General features: G+C 65.7%; 18 protein-coding genes. 10 read left to right on the top strand and 8 right to left on the bottom strand.

The window, feature by feature from the left end:
* A partial coding sequence (locus ASC78_RS27060; RefSeq protein WP_327198126.1) for a Fe-Mn family superoxide dismutase occupies positions 1–175 on the top strand: 175 nt, incomplete at its 5' end.
* 22 nt (positions 176–197) lie between these two features.
* Here ASC78_RS27060 and ASC78_RS14090 read toward each other — a convergent pair.
* The gene (locus ASC78_RS14090) at positions 198–575 is read right to left on the bottom strand and encodes a VOC family protein (RefSeq protein WP_055802368.1); all 378 of its coding nucleotides are present in this window, start codon (positions 573–575) and stop codon (positions 198–200) included.
* A gap of 185 nt (positions 576–760) precedes the next feature.
* On the opposite strand from ASC78_RS14090, the gene ASC78_RS14085 reads away from it, so the two are divergent.
* Positions 761–1,753 (top strand): Bug family tripartite tricarboxylate transporter substrate binding protein, encoded by a 993-nt coding sequence (locus ASC78_RS14085; RefSeq protein ID WP_055802367.1) that lies wholly within the window; start codon positions 761–763, stop codon positions 1,751–1,753.
* Positions 1,754–1,814: 61 nt separating this feature from the next.
* Complete coding sequence (locus ASC78_RS14080) at positions 1,815–2,861, top strand: MBL fold metallo-hydrolase (RefSeq protein WP_055802365.1); 1,047 nt, start codon at positions 1,815–1,817, stop codon at positions 2,859–2,861.
* Between the two features lie 15 nt (positions 2,862–2,876).
* Here the strand turns inward: ASC78_RS14080 and ASC78_RS14075 are convergent, their stop codons facing one another.
* The 4 genes from ASC78_RS14075 to ASC78_RS14060 all read right to left on the bottom strand — a co-directional run bounded on the left by ASC78_RS14075 (position 2,877) and on the right by ASC78_RS14060 (position 5,226).
* On the bottom strand, positions 2,877–3,134 hold the full coding sequence (locus ASC78_RS14075; protein ID WP_055802363.1) for a hypothetical protein: 258 nt from the start codon (positions 3,132–3,134) through the stop codon (positions 2,877–2,879).
* A 29-nt stretch (positions 3,135–3,163) separates the two neighbouring features.
* The gene (locus ASC78_RS14070; protein WP_055802361.1) at positions 3,164–3,928 is read right to left on the bottom strand and encodes an SDR family NAD(P)-dependent oxidoreductase; all 765 of its coding nucleotides are present in this window, start codon (positions 3,926–3,928) and stop codon (positions 3,164–3,166) included.
* 66 nt (positions 3,929–3,994) lie between these two features.
* Positions 3,995–4,465, bottom strand: a complete 471-nt coding sequence (locus ASC78_RS14065; RefSeq protein ID WP_055802359.1) for a hypothetical protein — start codon at positions 4,463–4,465, stop codon at positions 3,995–3,997.
* Positions 4,462–5,226 (bottom strand): Crp/Fnr family transcriptional regulator, encoded by a 765-nt coding sequence (locus tag ASC78_RS14060; RefSeq protein WP_055802357.1) that lies wholly within the window; start codon positions 5,224–5,226, stop codon positions 4,462–4,464. Before ASC78_RS14060 ends, ASC78_RS14065 begins: the two co-directional genes overlap by 4 nt.
* Positions 5,227–5,310: 84 nt before the next feature.
* On the opposite strand from ASC78_RS14060, the gene ASC78_RS14055 reads away from it, so the two are divergent.
* From ASC78_RS14055 to ASC78_RS14025, 7 genes are all read left to right on the top strand, one after another.
* Entirely contained in the window at positions 5,311–7,266 is a 1,956-nt protein-coding gene (locus tag ASC78_RS14055) for an AMP-dependent synthetase/ligase (protein WP_055802355.1), read from the top strand.
* Positions 7,263–8,054: an ABC transporter ATP-binding protein gene (locus ASC78_RS14050; protein WP_055802353.1), complete on the top strand. Its 792-nt coding sequence runs from the start codon at positions 7,263–7,265 to the stop codon at positions 8,052–8,054. The genes ASC78_RS14055 and ASC78_RS14050 overlap by 4 nt, the downstream gene beginning before the upstream one ends.
* A complete protein-coding gene (locus tag ASC78_RS14045) occupies positions 8,054–8,983 on the top strand; it encodes a branched-chain amino acid ABC transporter permease (protein ID WP_055802350.1) in 930 nt (309 codons plus the stop codon). The genes ASC78_RS14050 and ASC78_RS14045 overlap by 1 nt, the downstream gene beginning before the upstream one ends.
* A 2-nt stretch (positions 8,984–8,985) precedes the next feature.
* Complete coding sequence (locus ASC78_RS14040) at positions 8,986–10,062, top strand: branched-chain amino acid ABC transporter permease (RefSeq protein ID WP_055802348.1); 1,077 nt, start codon at positions 8,986–8,988, stop codon at positions 10,060–10,062.
* Positions 10,063–10,141: 79 nt separating this feature from the next.
* The gene (locus ASC78_RS14035; protein ID WP_055802346.1) at positions 10,142–11,467 is read left to right on the top strand and encodes an ABC transporter substrate-binding protein; all 1,326 of its coding nucleotides are present in this window, start codon (positions 10,142–10,144) and stop codon (positions 11,465–11,467) included.
* Positions 11,468–11,511: 44 nt separating this feature from the next.
* On the top strand, positions 11,512–12,324 hold the full coding sequence (locus ASC78_RS14030; protein ID WP_055802344.1) for an ABC transporter ATP-binding protein: 813 nt from the start codon (positions 11,512–11,514) through the stop codon (positions 12,322–12,324).
* A gap of 147 nt (positions 12,325–12,471) precedes the next feature.
* The gene (locus ASC78_RS14025) at positions 12,472–13,719 is read left to right on the top strand and encodes a phenylacetate--CoA ligase family protein (RefSeq protein ID WP_055802372.1); all 1,248 of its coding nucleotides are present in this window, start codon (positions 12,472–12,474) and stop codon (positions 13,717–13,719) included.
* Here ASC78_RS14025 and ASC78_RS14020 read toward each other — a convergent pair.
* The 3 genes from ASC78_RS14020 to ASC78_RS14010 form a co-directional block, all read right to left on the bottom strand.
* Positions 13,710–14,732, bottom strand: a complete 1,023-nt coding sequence (locus tag ASC78_RS14020) for a hypothetical protein (RefSeq protein WP_055802342.1) — start codon at positions 14,730–14,732, stop codon at positions 13,710–13,712. The genes ASC78_RS14025 and ASC78_RS14020 overlap by 10 nt on opposite strands.
* 190 nt (positions 14,733–14,922) lie before the next feature.
* Entirely contained in the window at positions 14,923–15,492 is a 570-nt protein-coding gene (locus ASC78_RS14015; RefSeq protein ID WP_055802340.1) for a type 1 glutamine amidotransferase domain-containing protein, read from the bottom strand.
* 159 nt (positions 15,493–15,651) lie between these two features.
* Positions 15,652–16,842: a M48 family metalloprotease gene (locus tag ASC78_RS14010; RefSeq protein ID WP_055802338.1), complete on the bottom strand. Its 1,191-nt coding sequence runs from the start codon at positions 16,840–16,842 to the stop codon at positions 15,652–15,654.
* Positions 16,843–16,955: the final 113 nt, after the last annotated feature.

The raw sequence follows: 16,955 nt of genomic DNA, 5'->3' as shown, positions 1-16,955 counted from the left end.
CGTGAACATGGGCGCCGCGGGCACGCCGCTGACCACCGGCGACACCCCGGTGCTGACGGTGGACGTCTGGGAGCACGCCTACTACATCGACTACCGCAACCTGCGCCCCAAGTTCGTCGAGACCTTCCTGGCCAAGCTGGTGAACTGGGACTTCGCGGCCAAGAACTTCGGCTGACCGCCGCGCGGGCGGCAGCGCTTCATTCGTCGACCAGATTGAGGATGTTGCCGTCCGGGTCCTTGAACCAGGCGACCTTCATCTTGTCCATGACGTGGACGTCGCCTTCGAGCTTGGTGCCGGGCATGTCGTAGTGCTCGAAGCGCACGCCCCGGTCCTTGAGCGCCGCCACGATGCGCTCGATGTCGTCACCCACCGCCCAGGTCACTGCCGTGGCCTGGTTGGTGCCAGCGTAGGAAGACTGGTAGACATTGATACGGGTGTTACCGCTGCGGTAGGCGATCATGTCCTCGCAATCGGTGTCGGCTGGCGACAGGCCCAATGTGTCTTCGTAGAAGCGGCGGGCTATGCCTAGGTTTTTCACCGCGAGGTTGGCCACGGCATTGATGTTTCCGAGCATGGCTGTCTCCTGTGTGGATGGACACCTATCTTCTGCGCCGCAGTGGACATGTCAAGCCGCCGCTACCCGATAGGGGCCCCATCTCGAACGAAGAAAACCCCACGGCCGCGCCTGCGGCACACTGCACCCCTGGTGCAGTGCCCAACGAGGCCTGAAAGCCTGTCCCCCCATACAGAGACAAACCCATGATCCGCAAACTCACCCGCTCGCTGGCTCTTGCGCTGGCGCTTCCCCTCGCGCTTTCCGCGACGCTCACCTCCACGGCGGCCCACGCCCAGGCCTATCCCGCCAAGCCCGTGCGCATGATCGTGCCCTTCCCGCCCGGCGGCGGCACCGACATCCTGGCGCGGCTGGTGGCGCAAAAGCTCGCCGAGGCCAATCACTGGACCGTGGTGCCCGACAACCGCGGCGGCGCCGGCGGCACCATCGGCATTGCCGAGGCCGCGCGCGCCGCGCCCACGGGCTACGACATCGTGATGGGCCAGAAGGACAACATGGTCGTCGCGCCCTGGCTCTACAAGAACCTGAGCTACAACCCCGTGAAGGACCTGACGGCCGTGGCGCACGTGGCCTATACGCCGGTGGTGATCGTCACGCAGGCCAATTCGAAGTTCAAGACGCTGAACGACGTGGTGACCGCCGCGCGCGCCGCGCCCGACACCGTGACCTACGGTTCGCCCGGCAACGGCACCACCATCCACCTGGCCGGCGAGATCTTCAACGGCGCTGCCCAGATCAAGATGCGCCACGTGCCCTACAAGGGCTCCAACGCAGCCATGATGGACGTGCTTGCGGGCAACGTCGACCTGATGGTCTCGTCGGTGCCCTCGGCCCTCGCGCAGATCAAGGCGGGCAAGCTGCGGCCCCTGGCCGTGACCTCGGCCAAGCGCAGCACCTCGCTGCCCGACACGCCCACCGTGGCCGAGCTCGGCTACAAGGGCTTCGACGTCTCTACCTGGTATGGCATTTTCGTGCCGGCCAAGACGCCGAAGGACGTGATCGCCACGCTGAATACGGAAGTCAACAAGCTGCTGGCCACGCCCGAGATGAAGGCCGCCATCATCGCGCAGGGCGCCGAGCCGCAAGCCATGACGCCCGAGCAATTCGAGACACTGCTGAAGGCCGACTACGAGAAGTGGAAGGGCATCGTGCAAGCCTCGGGCGCGACAATCGAATAAGCGCCCGGCGTCGCAGAATGATGTCTCCACAACAAGCCGCATCGGCGGCATGGAGACAGCGATGGCACTGCGCAAGAATTCACCACACGCCCTTCTGCTGAACACAACCGCCCTGGCAGCGGTTGTCGTCGCTCTGTTGCAAGGATGCGCGCAGACACCGGCGGGGCAACAACAGGGACCGTCCCAGGCCACCGTTGCCGGGCATGTCGCGACCGCCACGCGCGCCGCCGGCTCCGACCTGACGGCCCTGCTGACTCTCTGCAAACCCGCCCCCGCCTCGCGGCCGTCCCAGGCCGAACTGGACAAGGGCTTGGCCGCATTCATCGCCAGGCCCGCCCCGCCGCCGGGCCAGGCTTTCGACAATTTGTATTTCGTGGGTGCCGACTGGGTCAGCGCCTGGGCCATCAAGACCTCGGACGGCATCATCCTCATCGATGCGCTCAACACCCAAGCCGAGGCCGCGGCACTCATCGAGGGCGGCATGCGCAAGCTCGGCCTCGACCCGGCGCAGATCAAGTACGTGATCGTCACGCATGGCCATGGCGATCACTACGGCGGCGCGTCCTACCTCGCAGAGAAGTACCGCGCACGCGTGGTGATGAGCGAGGCCGACTGGACCATGACCGAAACCAGGCTCGAGTTCGCGACGCCCATCTGGGGCGCGCCGCCCAAGCGCCGAGCCGGCGACATTTCCGCGAAGGACGGCGACCGCGTGACGCTGGGCGACACCCGGGTCACGCTCTACCTCACGCCCGGCCACACCAGGGGCACCATTTCGCCCGTGTTCGATGTCAGCGCCGGCGGCCGCAAGCACCGGGCCATGCTCTGGGGCGGCACCGGCTTCAATTTCGGCAAGGAGGTGCCACGGCTCGACGCCTACATCGGCGCCACGCAGCGCATGGGTGCGATCGTGCAGAGCCAGCGCATCGACGTGCTGCTGTCGAACCACTCGAACATCGACGGCTCGCAGGCCAAGCTCGCCACGCTGCGGCAGCAGCCCGCTCCAGCCACGAACCCGTTCGTGCTCGGTACGCCGGCGGTAGAGCGGGCACTGGCCGTGATGGGCGGGTGTGCGCAGGCGCAGCGCGACAGGTTCTTGCTGCAATAGGCCAGCAGGCGAAGCTCAGTCGGGCGTGAACTTCTTGTTGAAGATGTCCACGTCCGATGCCAGCTCGAAGGTCGCCACCTGCCCCATCTTTCCGTCGCTGAGGCGGCAGGCTGCGAACAGGCTGTAGCGGCCCTTGAAGTAGAACTCCTCCATCACGATCAGTGCGTACGGGTACGGCACGAAGACCTGGTGTTCGAAGATGACGCGGTGCACGTTCCTTGGCGAAGGAAAGAGCTTGTAGTCGCTGGTGTCGATCGACTTTGCGGTGGCCATGTCTTTGTGCTCGTACTCGTTCTTTGCATTCAGGCGGGGTCGCGCACGTCGGCCACGGGGTTGCTGCCGAAATCCGCACGCGCCAAGTACTTGAGCACCTTGGCCGCTGCGGTGGCAGGGCTATCGAGCATGCCATCGTTCTTCAGGCGTTCGAAACGGATGCGGTCCGGAAACTTCTCGGCCGATGCACCGCGCAACTGCACCTGCATGTCGGTGTCGATCACGCCGGGCGCGAGCGAGACGATGCGCGCGCCGTTCGGTGCGGCTGCTTCCTCGAGCGCCACGGCACGCGAGAAGTGGTCCATGCCGGCCTTGGCTGCGCAGTAGGGTGCCTGGCTCGCCATGGCGTTGCGGCCGAGGCCCGACGAAATGTTCAGCACCTTGCGCGCGCCGCGCCATTCGCGCGTGGCGCCCAGGAACGCGGCGGTCAGCAGCATCGGCGCCTCCAGGCCGATGCGAAGCGCCTGCGACAGTTCGGCTGCGACGGCACGGGCCAGCGGCGAGGGATTGCCGACGGTGCCGGCGTTGTTGATCAAGGTCACGCTGTCGAAGCGCTGGCCATCGAGCGTCTTGAGCCACGCGAAGACGCGGTCCGATGCGGCGACGGGGTCGGACAGGTCCTGCTCCCACTGGATGAGTTCGGCGCCGGACTTATGCGCAAGCTCGGCAAGCTGCGGGTCTTGCCGGCGGGAGATGCCGAGCACCATGTGGCTCGCCTGCAGCAGCTGTTCGGCCATGGCATGCCCCAGGCCGCGCGAGGCGCCGGTGATCAGGGTGAGGTGGGAAGCGGTCATCAAGAAAAGTCTTTCTGGAACGAAGGCTGGGAGAGTAAGCGGTTCTGAACAGACGCGCGGCTGCGCTCAGCCGGCACGGAACTGCCGGCGCAGGAAGGCCCGGTGGCGCGCGATGTGCTGCAGCTGCGCCGGCGCAATGGTGCCGCCAAGGTCGACCTCGTCCGCGCCGTTGAGAACCGCGTTCGCATGGGTCATCGCGCGCGCTACGACTTCTTCCTCGCTCACGCCGAGCTGCACCGCTAAATCGAGCGCCACGCGGCGCATCGCACGCTGCGAGAGCATCCACATCGCGCCGAAGCGGTCCCAGGCCAAGGCGGCCTCGTCGGCCTTCTCGCGGTCGGAAAGGATCTCGGCGAGCGGCTTTGCCAGCACGGCGTTCAGAGCATCGATCTTCTCGGTCAGCGCCTCGTTGCGCTCGATGGCTTCTTCGAGGGTAGGCCCGGCCTCGCCGGCCTTGGCCTTCGGCGCCTCGGGAGAAGGAACGAACGCGGTTTCCGCATCCGCGGAAACGATCTGGAGCTGGTCTTTGAGGGTCATGAGGTTTCCGGTGAAGCGTTCTTCTTGTTCGATATTGCGGTCGCACGCAGGCCCGGCAGGTCGAGCACGCGCAGCCCACCGTACTCCACGCGGATCAACCCTTGCGCCGACAGGCCGTTGAGCGCCTCGTTCACGCGCTGGCGCGAGAGGCCGACCAGGTAGGCGAGCTCCTGCTGCGTGATGCGCAGCACCTCGCCCACGCCCGGGTACAGAACCGGGTTGAACAGCGACACCAGGTTGCGCGCCACGCGCGCATCGGGGTTGTTGAGCCGGTCGATCTCCAGCGCCGCAATGAACTGGCCGAGCCGCTCGTTGAGCTGGTTCATCACGAAGCGGTTGAAGCCGATGGAATGGTCCAGCAGCCAATGAAAGCTATCGATCGGCAGGCCTGCCACCACGCTGCGACGCAGCGCCTGGATGTTGTAGCGGTAGGGCTCGCGCTTCATCACCGTGCCTTCGCCGAACCAGCCGCCGGGCGGTATGCCGGCGTACGTGACGGAGCCGCCGTCGGCGTTGTCGTTGCTCATCTTGAGCAGGCCCTCGACCACGCCGAACCAATAGGTGGGCGAACGGCCGACGCGGCAGACCAGGTCTCCGACCTCGGCCTCGCCCACCACCAGCGCGGCCTCGGCGCGGCGGCGCTCGACCGGCGTGAGCGCGGGCAGCCACGGAATGCCGTCGAGCTCGGCGGCATTGGGAGAACGCGCGCGGTCCTTGATCGAAGCGCCGTGCACGCTGTGGTGTGAATCGCCGTGAAGCATCGGGAAACTCCGGGGAGTAGTGTCCCTAGGATTGTCGTTGGAACGACAACCCAACGTCAAAGTGAGGCCTACGATCCGGCCACTGTGCAAACCACCGCCCCCACCTTCCCCCGTCTGCTGCTCGCCCATGCCCAGGCCCAGCCTGAGGCGCCCGCCATCCGCGAGAAGGACCTCGGCATCTGGCAAACCTGGAACTGGAGCGCCGTGGCGCAGGAGGTGCGCGAGATCGCGTGCGGCCTTGCGAGCATGGGCTTCAAGGCCAACGACAACCTCGCCATCGTGGGCGCCAATCGCCCGCACCTGTACATGGCCGTGATCGCGGCGCAGAGCCTGCGCGGCGTGCCTGTGCCGCTCTACCAGGATGCGGTGGCTGGCGAGATGGTCTTCATGCTGCAGGACGCCAGCATCGAGTTCGTGATCGTCGAAGACCAGGAGCAGGTCGACAAGCTGCTCGAGTGCCGCGAGCTCCAGGCGGGCAAGCAGCCCAGCATCCGCCACATCATCTACGACGACCCCAAGGGCCTGCGGCACTACGACCAGCCCGGGCTCATGAGCTACGACCAATTGCGCGAACTGGGCCGCGAATTCGACAAGACCCACGTCGGCTACTACGACCGTGCGGTGGCGAGCGGCGAAGCCACCGACGTTGGCGTCATCCTCTACACGTCGGGCACCACGGGCCGCCCCAAGGGCGTGTGCCAGACGCATGCGAGCTTCATCGCGGCGGGCCGCGGCGGCGTGGAGACCGACAAGCTCGGCCCCGGCGACAACATCATGAGCTACCTGCCGATGGCGTGGGTGGGCGACCATCTGTTCTCGGTGGCGCAATGGCTGGTGGGCGGCTTCACGCTCAACTGCCCCGAGTCGTCCGAGACGGTGATGAACGACATGCGCGAGATCGGCCCGAGCTATTACTTCGGCCCGCCGCGCACTTTCGAAGGCCTGCTCACTGCGGTGTCGATCCGCATGGAAGACGCGGCCGCGCCGAAACGCTGGCTGTATGCCAAGTTCATGGCGCTGGCACAGCGCGTGGGCGCCGACATCCTCAATGGCGCGCCCGTGAGCACGGGCGACCGGCTGATGTATGGTCTCGGCAACCTGCTGATCTACGGGCCGCTGCGCAACGTGCTGGGCATGAGCCGCATCCGCGTGGCCTACACGGCGGGCGCAGCCATCGGGCCCGACCTGTTCCGCTTCTACCGCTCCATCGGCGTGAACCTGAAGCAGTTCTACGGCCAGACCGAAACCTGCGCGTACGTCTGCCTGCAGCAGGACGGCAAGGTCAAGCTGCAGACTGTCGGCACCGCGGCGCCGGGCATCGAACTCAAGATTGCGGACGACGGCGAGGTGCTGGTGCGCGGCGTGTCGGTGCTCAAGGAATACTACAAGCGCCCCGACGCCACGGCCGAGGTGCTCGACGCCGACGGCTACTTTCACACCGGCGATGCGGGCGTGCTCGACAGCGAAGGCCACCTGCGCATCATCGACCGTGCCAAGGACGTGGGCCGGCTCGCGAGCGGCGCGATCTTTGCGCCCAACTACATCGAGAACAAGCTCAAGTTCTTTCCGCAGATCAAGGAAGCCGTGTGCTTCGGCAATGCGTGCGACGAGGTCTGCGCGGCCATCAACATCGACTTCGAGGCGGTGGGCAACTGGGCCGAACGGCGCGGGCTGGCCTATGGCGGCTATGTCGACCTGGCCGGCAAGCCCGAGGTGCTGGCGCTGATCGGCGAATGCATTGCCAAGGTGAACGCCGACCTCGCGAGCGAAGACGGCATGGGCGACACGCAGATCGCGCGCTTCCTTGTGCTGCACAAGGAGCTCGACCCCGACGACGACGAACTCACCCGCACGCGCAAGGTGCGGCGCGGCTTCATCGCCGAGAAATACGCGGTGCTGGTCAGCGCGCTCTACGGCGGCAAGACCGAGCAGTACATAGAGACCCAGGTCAAGTTCGAGGATGGACGCACCGGCGTGGTCAACGCCACGCTGAAGATCGTCGAGGCCAAGACCTTCCCCATCGTGAAGGCGGCGGCATGAGCGGCAACAACAGAAAAATCGGCGACGTCGTCCTCGACGTGCAGAACATCTCGCTGAGCTTCGGCGGCGTGAAGGCGCTGACGGACATCAGCTTCGATGTGCGCGAGCACGAGGTGCGAGCCATCATCGGCCCCAACGGCGCGGGCAAGAGCTCGATGCTCAACTGCATCAACGGCGTGTACTTGCCGCAGCAGGGCTCCATCACCTTCCGCGGCCAGACCTTCAAGCACATGAACTCGCGCCAGGTGGCCGAGATGGGCGTGGCGCGCACTTTCCAGAACCTCGCACTCTTCAAGGGCATGAGCGTGCTCGACAACATCATGACGGGGCGCAACCTGCGCATGAAGTCCAACCTCTTCCAGCAGGCGATCCGCTGGGGCGCGGCCGAGCGCGAGGAAACCCGGCATCGCGAATTCGTCGAGCGGATCATCGATTTCCTGGAAATCCAGGCGCATCGAAAGACGCCGGTGGGCCAGCTCCCCTACGGCCTGCAAAAGCGCGTCGACCTGGGCCGTGCGCTCGCCATGGAGCCGCAGGTGCTGCTGCTCGACGAGCCGATGGCCGGCATGAACGTGGAGGAGAAGCAGGACATGAGCCGCTTCATCCTCGACGTGAACGACGAATTCGGCAGCACCATCGTGCTGATCGAGCACGACATGGGAGTGGTCATGGACATTTCGGACCGCGTGGTGGTGCTCGACTACGGCAAGAAGATCGGCGACGGCACGCCGGATGAAGTACGCAACAACGAGAACGTGATCCGCGCCTACCTTGGGGTCGAACACTGATGGCCTTCTTTCTCGAAACCCTCTTCGGCGGCCTCATGGTGGGCATGCTGTATTCGCTGGTGGCGCTCGGCTTCGTGCTGATCTTCAAGGCCTCGGGCGTGTTCAATTTCGCGCAGGGCGCGATGGTGCTGTTCGCAGCGCTCGCCATGGCGCGCTTCGCCGAATGGATCCCGATGTGGACCGGCATCGAGAGCCGCTGGTTCGCAAATGGCGCGGCCTTTGTGGTGGCGGGGCTCGTGATGTTCGCGGTGGCGTGGCTGATCGAGCGGCTGGTGCTGCGCCACCTGGTCAATCAGGAAGGTGCAACGTTGCTGATGGCGACGCTCGGCATCGCGTACTTCCTGGACGGCGCGGGCCAGACCCTGTTCGGCAGCAACATCTACAAGATCGACATCGGCATGCCGAAGGACCCGATCTTCCTTCTCGGCTCGGTGTTCGAGGGCGGCATCCTCATCAACAAGGAAGACCTGTACGCCGCCGCGATCGCAGCCGCGCTGGTGGCGCTGCTCTCGCTGTTCTTCCAGAAGACTGGCACGGGCCGCGCGCTGCGCGCGGTGGCCGACGACCACCAGGCGGCGCAATCGATCGGCATTCCGCTCACGCGCATCTGGGTCATCGTGTGGTGCGTGGCCGGCGTGGTGGCGCTCGTGGCCGGAATGATCTGGGGCAGCAAGCTGGGCGTGCAGTTCTCGCTCACCACGGTGGCGCTGCGTGCGCTGCCGGTGGTGATCCTCGGAGGGCTCACCTCGGTGCCCGGCGCCATCATCGGCGGACTGATCATCGGCGTCGGCGAGAAGCTGTCGGAGGTGTACCTGGGCCCGTACGTGGGTGGCGGCATCGAGATCTGGTTCGCCTATGTGCTGGCGCTGGTGTTCCTGCTGTTCCGGCCGCAAGGATTGTTTGGCGAAAAAATCATTGATCGGGTCTGAACATGTTCTACAGAGAAAACGGCCAGTTCAAGACCAGCTACCGTGCCGACCAGCAGGTCTTCCCGATCCTGCAGGACCGTGTGGCGATCGGCCTGGTGCTGATCTTCGCGTTCGCCGTCGTGCCCTTCCTGGCCAGCGACTACCTGATGCGGGCGATTTTGATTCCGTTCGTGATCATCTCCCTGGCGGCGCTCGGCGTGAACGTGCTGGTGGGCTACTGCGGGCAGATCTCGCTCGGCTCGGGCGCCTTCATGGCGGTGGGCGCCTACGGGGCCTACAACTTCTTCGTGCGCTTCCCGGGGCTGCCGCTGATTCCCGCGCTGATTCTGGGCGGCCTGTGTGCGACGCTGTTCGGCATCCTGTTCGGACTGCCCAGCCTGCGCGTCAAGGGCCTGTACCTTGCGGTGGCCACGCTGGCCGCGCAATTCTTCAGCGACTGGATGTTCCTGCGCATCAAGTGGTTCACGCTCGACACGCCCTCAGGCTCGGTGTCGGTGTCGAACCTGCAGGTCTTCGGATGGCCTATCGAGAGCGCCGCGAGCAAGTACCTGTTCTGCCTGGTGGTGCTGGTGGTGATCGCGGTGCTGACCAAGAACCTGGTGCGCGGCGCCATCGGCCGCGAGTGGATGGCGATCCGCGACATGGACGTGGCGGCCGCGGTGATCGGCATCCGCCCGATGTACGCCAAGCTCAGCGCCTTCGCGGTCAGTTCCTTCATCATCGGCGTGGCCGGCGCGCTGTGGGCCTTCGTCTACCTCGGCGCCTGGGAGCCGGCCGCGTTCTCGGTCGACCAGTCGTTCCGGCTGCTCTTCATGGTGATCATCGGCGGGCTCGGATCGATCATGGGCGCCTTCTTCGGTGCGGCCTTCATCACCGTGCTGCCGATCGTTCTGAACCAGACGCTGCCGGTCATTGCCGGCTGGTTCGGCGCACAGATTTCGACCGTCGGCATCGCGCATGCGGAGCTGATGATCTTCGGCGGGCTCATCGTGTGGTTCCTGATCGTCGAGCCGCACGGGCTGGCCAAGCTGTGGTCAACGGGCAAGCAGAAGCTGCGCCTGTGGCCCTTCCCGCATTGACCGCGTACCCCTGACCGACAAGCATTTTTTGAAGCGCCCTTTTTCGAGCGTGACTTTTCATTCCAACCAGGAGACAACCATGAAGCTGAAATCACTCGCACTCGCCGTGGCCATCGCGTCCGCGCTGGCGGGCGCGGCCCCTGCGTTCGCGCAGGCCAAGGAGCAGTTCATTCCCGTGCTGTCGTACCGCACCGGCGCCTATGCGCCGAACGGAACGCCCTGGGCCAACGGCTATGTCGACTACCTCAAGCTGGTGAACGCGCGCGGCGGCATCAACGGCGTGAAGCTTTCCTTCGAGGAATGCGAAACCGGCTATGACACGGCGCGCAGCGTGGAATGCTACGAGCGCCTGAAGGGCAAGAACGGCGGCGCCTCCCTGGTGCAGCCGTTGTCCACCGGCGCCACCTTCGCCATCACCGAGAAGGCCCCTGTCGACAAGATCCCCGTGGTGACCGTGGGCTATGGCCGCAGCGAGAGCGCCGACGGCACGGTGTTCAAGTGGAACTTCCCGATTGCCGGCACCTACTGGGTGGCGGCCGACGCGATCATCCAGGCCATCGCCCTGAAGGAAGGCGGGCTCGACAAGCTCAAGGGCAAGAAAATCGCCCTGATCTATCACGACAGCCCGTACGGCAAGGAGCCGATCCCTCTGCTCCAGGAGCGCGCGAAGATGCACGGCTTCGATCTGCAGCTGCTGCCGGTAACGGCGCCCGGCGTCGAGCAGAAGGCCACCTGGCTGCAAGTGCGCCAGGCCCGGCCCGACTTCGTGCTGCTGTGGGGCTGGGGCGTGATGAATTCGACTGCACTCAAGGAAGCACAGGCCACCGGCTTCGCCCGCGAAAAGATGTACGGCGTGTGGTGGGCCGGCGCAGAACCCGACGTGAAGGACGTGGGCGACGGCGCCAAGGGCTACAACGCCGTGACCATGCAGCACGGTGCCGAGCCGCAATCGAAGCTCGCGAAGGACGTGGTCTCGATGCTGCACGACAAGAACCAGGGCACGGGCCCGAAGGAAGAAGTGGGACAGGTGCTCTACATGCGCGGCGCCATGAGCGCGATGCTCGGCGTGGAGGGCATCCGCTCTGCGCAGGAGCGCTTTGGCAAGGGCAAGGTCATGACGGGCGAACAGGTGCGCTGGGGGCTGGAAAATCTCAGCCTCACGCAAGCCAAGCTCGATGCCCTGGGTTTTGCCGGCGTGATGCGCCCGATCAGCACCTCGTGCACCGACCATATGGGCGCGGCCTGGGCGCGCATCCACACCTGGGACGGCAAGGCGTGGAAGTTCACGTCCGACTGGCTGCAGGCCGATGAGCAGATCATCAAGCCTCTGGTGAAGTCGACTGCCGCCAAGTACGCGGCCGAAAAGAAGCTCACGGCGCGCACCCCGGCCGATTGCCAGAGCTGAGGCTATAGGCCCACCCCCAGTCTTCGCCAGTCCTTGGAAACACCATGAGTTCATCCAGCATCGTCCTCAACGTCAACGGCATTGAGGTTATCTACAACCACGTGATCCTCGTGCTCAAGGGCGTCTCGCTCGTGGTGCCCGAGGGCGGCATCGTGGCGCTGCTGGGCGGCAATGGTGCTGGCAAGACCACCACGCTGCGCGCCGTGAGCAACCTGCTCGCGGGTGAGCGCGGCGCGGTGACCAAGGGCACCATCGAGCTGCGCGGCGAACGCATCGAGGCGCTTTCGCCTTCTGAACTGGTCAAGCGCGGCCTTATCCAGGTGATGGAAGGCCGGCATTGCTTCGCGCACCTGACCATCGAAGAGAACCTGATGACCGGCGCCTACACGCGTACCGACGGCAAGGCGGCAATCGCCGAGACGTTGGAGAAGGTTTACGCTTATTTCCCGCGGCTCAAGACGCGCCGCACTTCGCAAGCCGCCTACACGTCGGGCGGCGAGCAGCAAATGTGCGCCATCGGCCGCGCGCTGATGGCCAACCCGACGATGGTGCTGCTCGACGAACCCTCGATGGGGCTCGCGCCGCAGATCGTCGAGGAGGTGTTCGAGATCGTGAAAGACCTCAACACCAACGAACGTGTGACCTTTCTGCTGGCCGAGCAGAACACCAACATGGCGCTACGCTATGCCGACTACGGCTACATCCTGGAGAACGGCCGCATCGTGATGGACGGCGAGGCCAAGAGCCTGCGCGAGAACGAGGACGTGAAGGAGTTCTACCTTGGGGTCGGGGGCGCGGATCGCAAGAGTTTCCGTGACGTGAAGAGCTACAAGCGGCGCAAGAGGTGGCTGGCGTAATGGCCCACCCCCGTTCCTCGCTCACTTCGTGTAGCTCGATTCCCCCCTCTAGGGGGCGCACCCGGCAGCCCGGCAAAGCCGGTTCCGCGGGTGCTCGCGAACGGGCTTCGCTGCGCTCGCCATCTGATGAAGAAGGGCATTGAAACTATGACCGACCACTACGACGCCCTCGAAATCCGCGACCCCGCCGAGCGCGAGCGCGACCTTCTGGCTGCGCTGCCGAAGCAGATCGCGCAGGCCCAGACCGCCGCACCTGCGTTCGCCAAAATCCTCGATGGCGTGAAGCCCGGCGACATCACGACACGCGAAGCACTCGCCAAGCTGCCCGTCACACGCAAGACCGAACTGCTCGAACTGCAGAAGCAGCGGCGCGCCGACGACCCCTTCGGCGGCTTTTCCGCCATCGGCCGCGGCTCGCGCATGCCGCGCGTGTTCGCAAGCCCCGGCACCATCTACGAACCCGAAGGCGAAGCGCGCGACTACTGGCGCACGGCGCGTGCGCTGCATGCGGCCGGCTTTCGCACTGGCGAGCTCATCCACAACAGCTTCAGCTATCACATGACGCCGGCCGGCTCCATCATGGAGAGCGGCGCACGCGCCATGGGCTGCACCGTGTTCGCGGGCGGCACCGGCCAGACCGAGCAGCAGCTCGAGGCGATGGCCGACCTCCAGCCCGAAGGCTATGCCGGCACGCCGAGCTTCCTGAAGATCCTGCTGGAAAAGGCCGAGGAAAAAGGCCTGAAGCTGCCTTCGCTCACCAAGGCCCTCGTTTCCGGCGAGGCCTTTCCGCCCAGCCTGCACGATTGGATCGCCGCGCACGGCGTGAAGGGCACGCAGTGCTACGCCACCGCCGATCTCGGCCTCATCGCCTACGAAACCAGCGCACGCGAAGGCCTGGTGATCGACGAAGGCGTGCTGGTAGAAATCGTGCGGCCCGGCACCGGCGACCCGGTGCCCGACGGCGAAGTGGGCGAGATCGTGGTGACCACCTTCAACCCCGACTATCCGCTGGTGCGCTTTGGCACCGGCGATCTTTCCGCCATGCTCGCGGGCACCTGCCCCACCGGCCGCACCAACAAGCGCATCAAGGGCTGGCTCGGCCGCGCCGACCAGACCACCAAGGTGCGCGGCATGTTCGTGCATCCCTCGCAGGTGGCGGAGATCGCGCGGCGCTTTCCGGAGATACAGCGCGCGCGCCTCGTGGTCTCGGGCGAGATGGGCGACGACCAGATGATTTTCAGGCTCGAATGCGACGGCGCACCCGCCGGACTCGATGCGCGCATTGCCGATGCGGTGCGCGAAGTGACCAAGCTGCGCGGAACCATCGAACTGGTGGCACCGGGCACCCTGCCGAACGACGGCAAGGTGATCGAGGACGCGCGCAGCTACAAGTAGCGGCGGTAGAACCGGCGCGTGACCGTGCGCAGCAGCACCACCAGCAGCACGAGGTAGATCGCCACCATCCCGGCGGCGAACATCACGAGGCGACTGTCGCTGCTGCGGCCGGAGGAACTCGCGCCTGCAATCCACAGCAGCCCGCCAATTGCCAAGGCAGCGCAGGCCACCTGCAGCAGCACGAAGGCCGACGCCGCGGCCGCCACGGCCCGGAAGGGACGCGCTTGCGCGGGCTCCGGAGCGGCGCCCAGCCAGCTGCCCCAGAACGCCAGTGCAAAGACAAGCAGCGGCACGCCGAACCAGCCGAGAAGAAGCGGCAACAAGGCCGAGTCCCTCGACGTGTCGACCCAGCCGCTCGCGGCGTTGCCGACCCATAGCTGCAGCGAGACGAAAGTCGCGGCCGCCACGAGTGCGACGGCGTTGCGAGTCGACGCATCCATGCCGGGGTCTAGCGCGGCAGGCGATTCAGCGGTGGGGGCCGTGCTGCGCTCGCGCAGCGCGAACTTGGCAGCGAGCCACACGCTTGCGACGAGCACGAGCATCTGGAGGGCAGACTGGATCAGCATCGACGTGGCCATGAGCGATCGCATGCCGTACGTGTCGACGTGCTGGTGCAGCGGACCGCCTGGCATGAAGAGCACCTGCGCCTGGTAGAACAGCGGCGTCAAGACAAGAAAGTTGATCACCATCGCCGCGAGGTACACGACGCCGAAGCGGCTGGCAGGCGCGCGAAGCTGCGCGATGCGGGCCGCGCCGCGCTCGTCGAGCGCCTTGCGCGCATGGCTCCACGCCAGGGTCGCGGCCAGCAACCACACCGTGGCGACGCGCGACAAGAGCGGAACCCACACGCCCGGTTGCGCGTACACACTCCGCATCTGCTCGCTGTGCGGCGAGGACGGCAGCAGCAGCACCGCCATGTTCACGACGAAAAGGGCCGCAGCGACCGCCACGGCAATCCATGCGAAATGTCTGGGCAGTTGCTGGGTGCGATCGAATGAAGAAGATGCCGCCATGGGACTGGAACGCTTTCGCCTTGCTTGGCGCATCACTCGAACGTATGGGGCCGGCGATGCGAAAGCTGCGAGCGTACCGGAAGGCGGCGGCGACACGAAGACCGGCCGTGCCGCGTGCGCTCTACACCGGACCGGGCGCTGCGGCTTGAAGCACCTGCACGGTCAGCGACATGCGATCAACAGTCGGTTCTCAGTGAAGCGCGGCTTCATGCGCGAGTTCGAACAGCTTCGTCATTTCGCGGTTGAATGCGGGCAGGTCGTCGGGCCTGCGGCTCGTCACCAGGCCGCTGTCGACCACCACTTCCTTGTCGATCCATGTCGCGCCCGCATTCATCAGGTCGGCGCGCAGCGAAGGCCACGACGTCAGCTTTCGGCCCTTGACGCCATCGGCGTTGATGAGCGTCCACGGACCATGGCAGATGGCGGCAATGGGTTTGCCCGATTCGACGAATGCGCGCACGAAGGCCACGGCCTTCTGGTTGATTCGCAGTGCGTCGGGGTTGACCACGCCGCCGGGCAGCAGCAGCGCATCGAAGTCATCGGCATTGGCGTTCTTGAGCGGCACGTCGACCTCGAAGGTGTCGGCCGGTTCGAGGTGCTTCCAGCCGCGCACGCTGCCGTCGAGCGGCGAGACGACCTGCGTCTCTGCGCCCGCACTTTCGAGCGCTTTGCGTGGCTCGGTCATCTCGGCCTGTTCGAAGCCGTCCGACACGAGGATGGCAACCTTCATTCCGTCCAGCGAGGATGAGGTGATGGGCATGGGTGAAGTTCTCCTTGTTGGATGCCTGGTGATGGCAACAAAGACTTCACCCTAGAACCCACCCCCGTGGAGGGCATCGGCACGCGTCGGGTCCGCCTGTCGGACAGTTCAACGGCCGGCAAACTTCTCTTACGACTGTATATGTCGTTCGGTTTGCCGCTATTTGCGGCAGGCGATCGGCAGTGCCTTATCAGCCAGGTCGTCACCGGCCACGCAGTTCCACGCAATGCCGTCGTCGGTGGCCGAGGGCTCCATGAGCAGCTTGCCTGCCGCCTTTGGAAGCGCGACTTCGACCACCATGGTGTCCGAATCCAGCGTCAACTCCGCGCCGCCGGGCAGGCTTTCGGGTGCGCCGGCGATCGAGAGCGAGTCGGGAATCTCTTCCTTCTGCTTGTAGTAGTTGCCGAGCGCTTCGCGCACCGGCGCGGCCTCCGACCAAGCCTGGGAAACGACCGCGCGGGTCTGGTATTCCTTGTAGGCCGGGATGGCCACCGCGGCCAGCACGCCGATGATGGCGACCACCATCACCAACGCCAGCGCACCGCCGCCGGCACGGCCGGTGTAGGGCACGAAGATCGCGAGCACGTAAGCCACGGGATTGCGGCTCGGCAGCTTCGCGTCGGCGTCGATGGTGCGCGCCACGCGCTTGGTGAGCCAGGGGTAGCCGGCGATCACTTCATGGAACGAGCCCCAGAACCCGCCGTTGCCCACCGACTGGTCGGCGTAGCGCTGCAGGTCGACGTTGCGCCATTGCTGCGCACCGGCGGCCAGCGCCACGAGTGCGCGGGGCGCGGAGTCGGGCTGCTCGCAGCAGGCGGCGCCATGCAGGTCGCAGGTGTATTCCTTCGCGCGGGAATAGGCGGCGCCGAGCAGTGGCAGCCAGAGCACCGGAGCGCGCCAGATATGGCCCGTGAGGTGGCCGCGGCGGATGTGGCCGAGCTCGTGACCGATGTAGAAGTTGATGCCGTCGGGCTGGGCTTCCATCGCATCGACCACGTCGGACAGCAGAACGACGAAGTTGCGGCCGAAGAAGCGGGTGGCAAAGGCATTGAACATGCCGTCGCCATGCAGCAGGTAGGCCTCGGGCGGTTGCTGAATGCCGAGATATCCGCAGCAGGCCTCGAAGCGCGCATGCAGCTCGGGCAACTGGGTGGGCGAAAGCTTCACGGCCGTGCCCTTGATCCAGGCAATGACGGCCGATTGAGCGAATACGTAGGCAATGAAGCCGAACAGCACGTAGACCAGCGCAATGCCCAGCGTGCCGAGCACCAACAGCACCCAGACCAGAAGGCCGAGCGCGAGCGTGATGATGCCGAGCGAGCGCTCGCGCGGATAGACCCATGGATCCATTTGGAAATTCCTCCTCGATGCGGCCCTCGGGCCTGCCGTGTTTATGGTTTTTCTTCGCGCCTCCCCAGGCGCGATTTGCGAGCGCGCATCATGCCCGAGTAAAGAGCGCCTTT

The organism is Variovorax sp. Root318D1 (assembly GCF_001424835.1).
Lineage (GTDB): Bacteria > Pseudomonadota > Gammaproteobacteria > Burkholderiales > Burkholderiaceae_C > Variovorax.
Note: the sequence above shows the minus strand (reverse complement) of the source record. Positions and strands in the feature narration are given on the sequence as shown.

Excerpts from the sequence above, each read along its gene's own strand:
- ASC78_RS14090 (WP_055802368.1), bottom strand. The coding sequence starts at position 575 with ATGCTCGGAAACATCAATGCCGTGGCCAACCTCGCGGTGAAAAACCTA.
- ASC78_RS14085 (WP_055802367.1), top strand. The coding sequence starts at position 761 with ATGATCCGCAAACTCACCCGCTCGCTGGCTCTTGCGCTGGCGCTTCCC.
- ASC78_RS14080 (WP_055802365.1), top strand. The coding sequence starts at position 1,815 with ATGGCACTGCGCAAGAATTCACCACACGCCCTTCTGCTGAACACAACC.
- ASC78_RS14075 (WP_055802363.1), bottom strand. The coding sequence starts at position 3,134 with ATGGCCACCGCAAAGTCGATCGACACCAGCGACTACAAGCTCTTTCCT.
- ASC78_RS14070 (WP_055802361.1), bottom strand. The coding sequence starts at position 3,928 with ATGACCGCTTCCCACCTCACCCTGATCACCGGCGCCTCGCGCGGCCTG.
- ASC78_RS14065 (WP_055802359.1), bottom strand. The coding sequence starts at position 4,465 with ATGACCCTCAAAGACCAGCTCCAGATCGTTTCCGCGGATGCGGAAACC.
- ASC78_RS14060 (WP_055802357.1), bottom strand. The coding sequence starts at position 5,226 with ATGCTTCACGGCGATTCACACCACAGCGTGCACGGCGCTTCGATCAAG.
- ASC78_RS14050 (WP_055802353.1), top strand. The coding sequence starts at position 7,263 with ATGAGCGGCAACAACAGAAAAATCGGCGACGTCGTCCTCGACGTGCAG.
- ASC78_RS14045 (WP_055802350.1), top strand. The coding sequence starts at position 8,054 with ATGGCCTTCTTTCTCGAAACCCTCTTCGGCGGCCTCATGGTGGGCATG.
- ASC78_RS14040 (WP_055802348.1), top strand. The coding sequence starts at position 8,986 with ATGTTCTACAGAGAAAACGGCCAGTTCAAGACCAGCTACCGTGCCGAC.
- ASC78_RS14035 (WP_055802346.1), top strand. The coding sequence starts at position 10,142 with ATGAAGCTGAAATCACTCGCACTCGCCGTGGCCATCGCGTCCGCGCTG.
- ASC78_RS14030 (WP_055802344.1), top strand. The coding sequence starts at position 11,512 with ATGAGTTCATCCAGCATCGTCCTCAACGTCAACGGCATTGAGGTTATC.
- ASC78_RS14025 (WP_055802372.1), top strand. The coding sequence starts at position 12,472 with ATGACCGACCACTACGACGCCCTCGAAATCCGCGACCCCGCCGAGCGC.
- ASC78_RS14020 (WP_055802342.1), bottom strand. The coding sequence starts at position 14,732 with ATGGCGGCATCTTCTTCATTCGATCGCACCCAGCAACTGCCCAGACAT.
- ASC78_RS14015 (WP_055802340.1), bottom strand. The coding sequence starts at position 15,492 with ATGCCCATCACCTCATCCTCGCTGGACGGAATGAAGGTTGCCATCCTC.
- ASC78_RS14010 (WP_055802338.1), bottom strand. The coding sequence starts at position 16,842 with ATGGATCCATGGGTCTATCCGCGCGAGCGCTCGCTCGGCATCATCACG.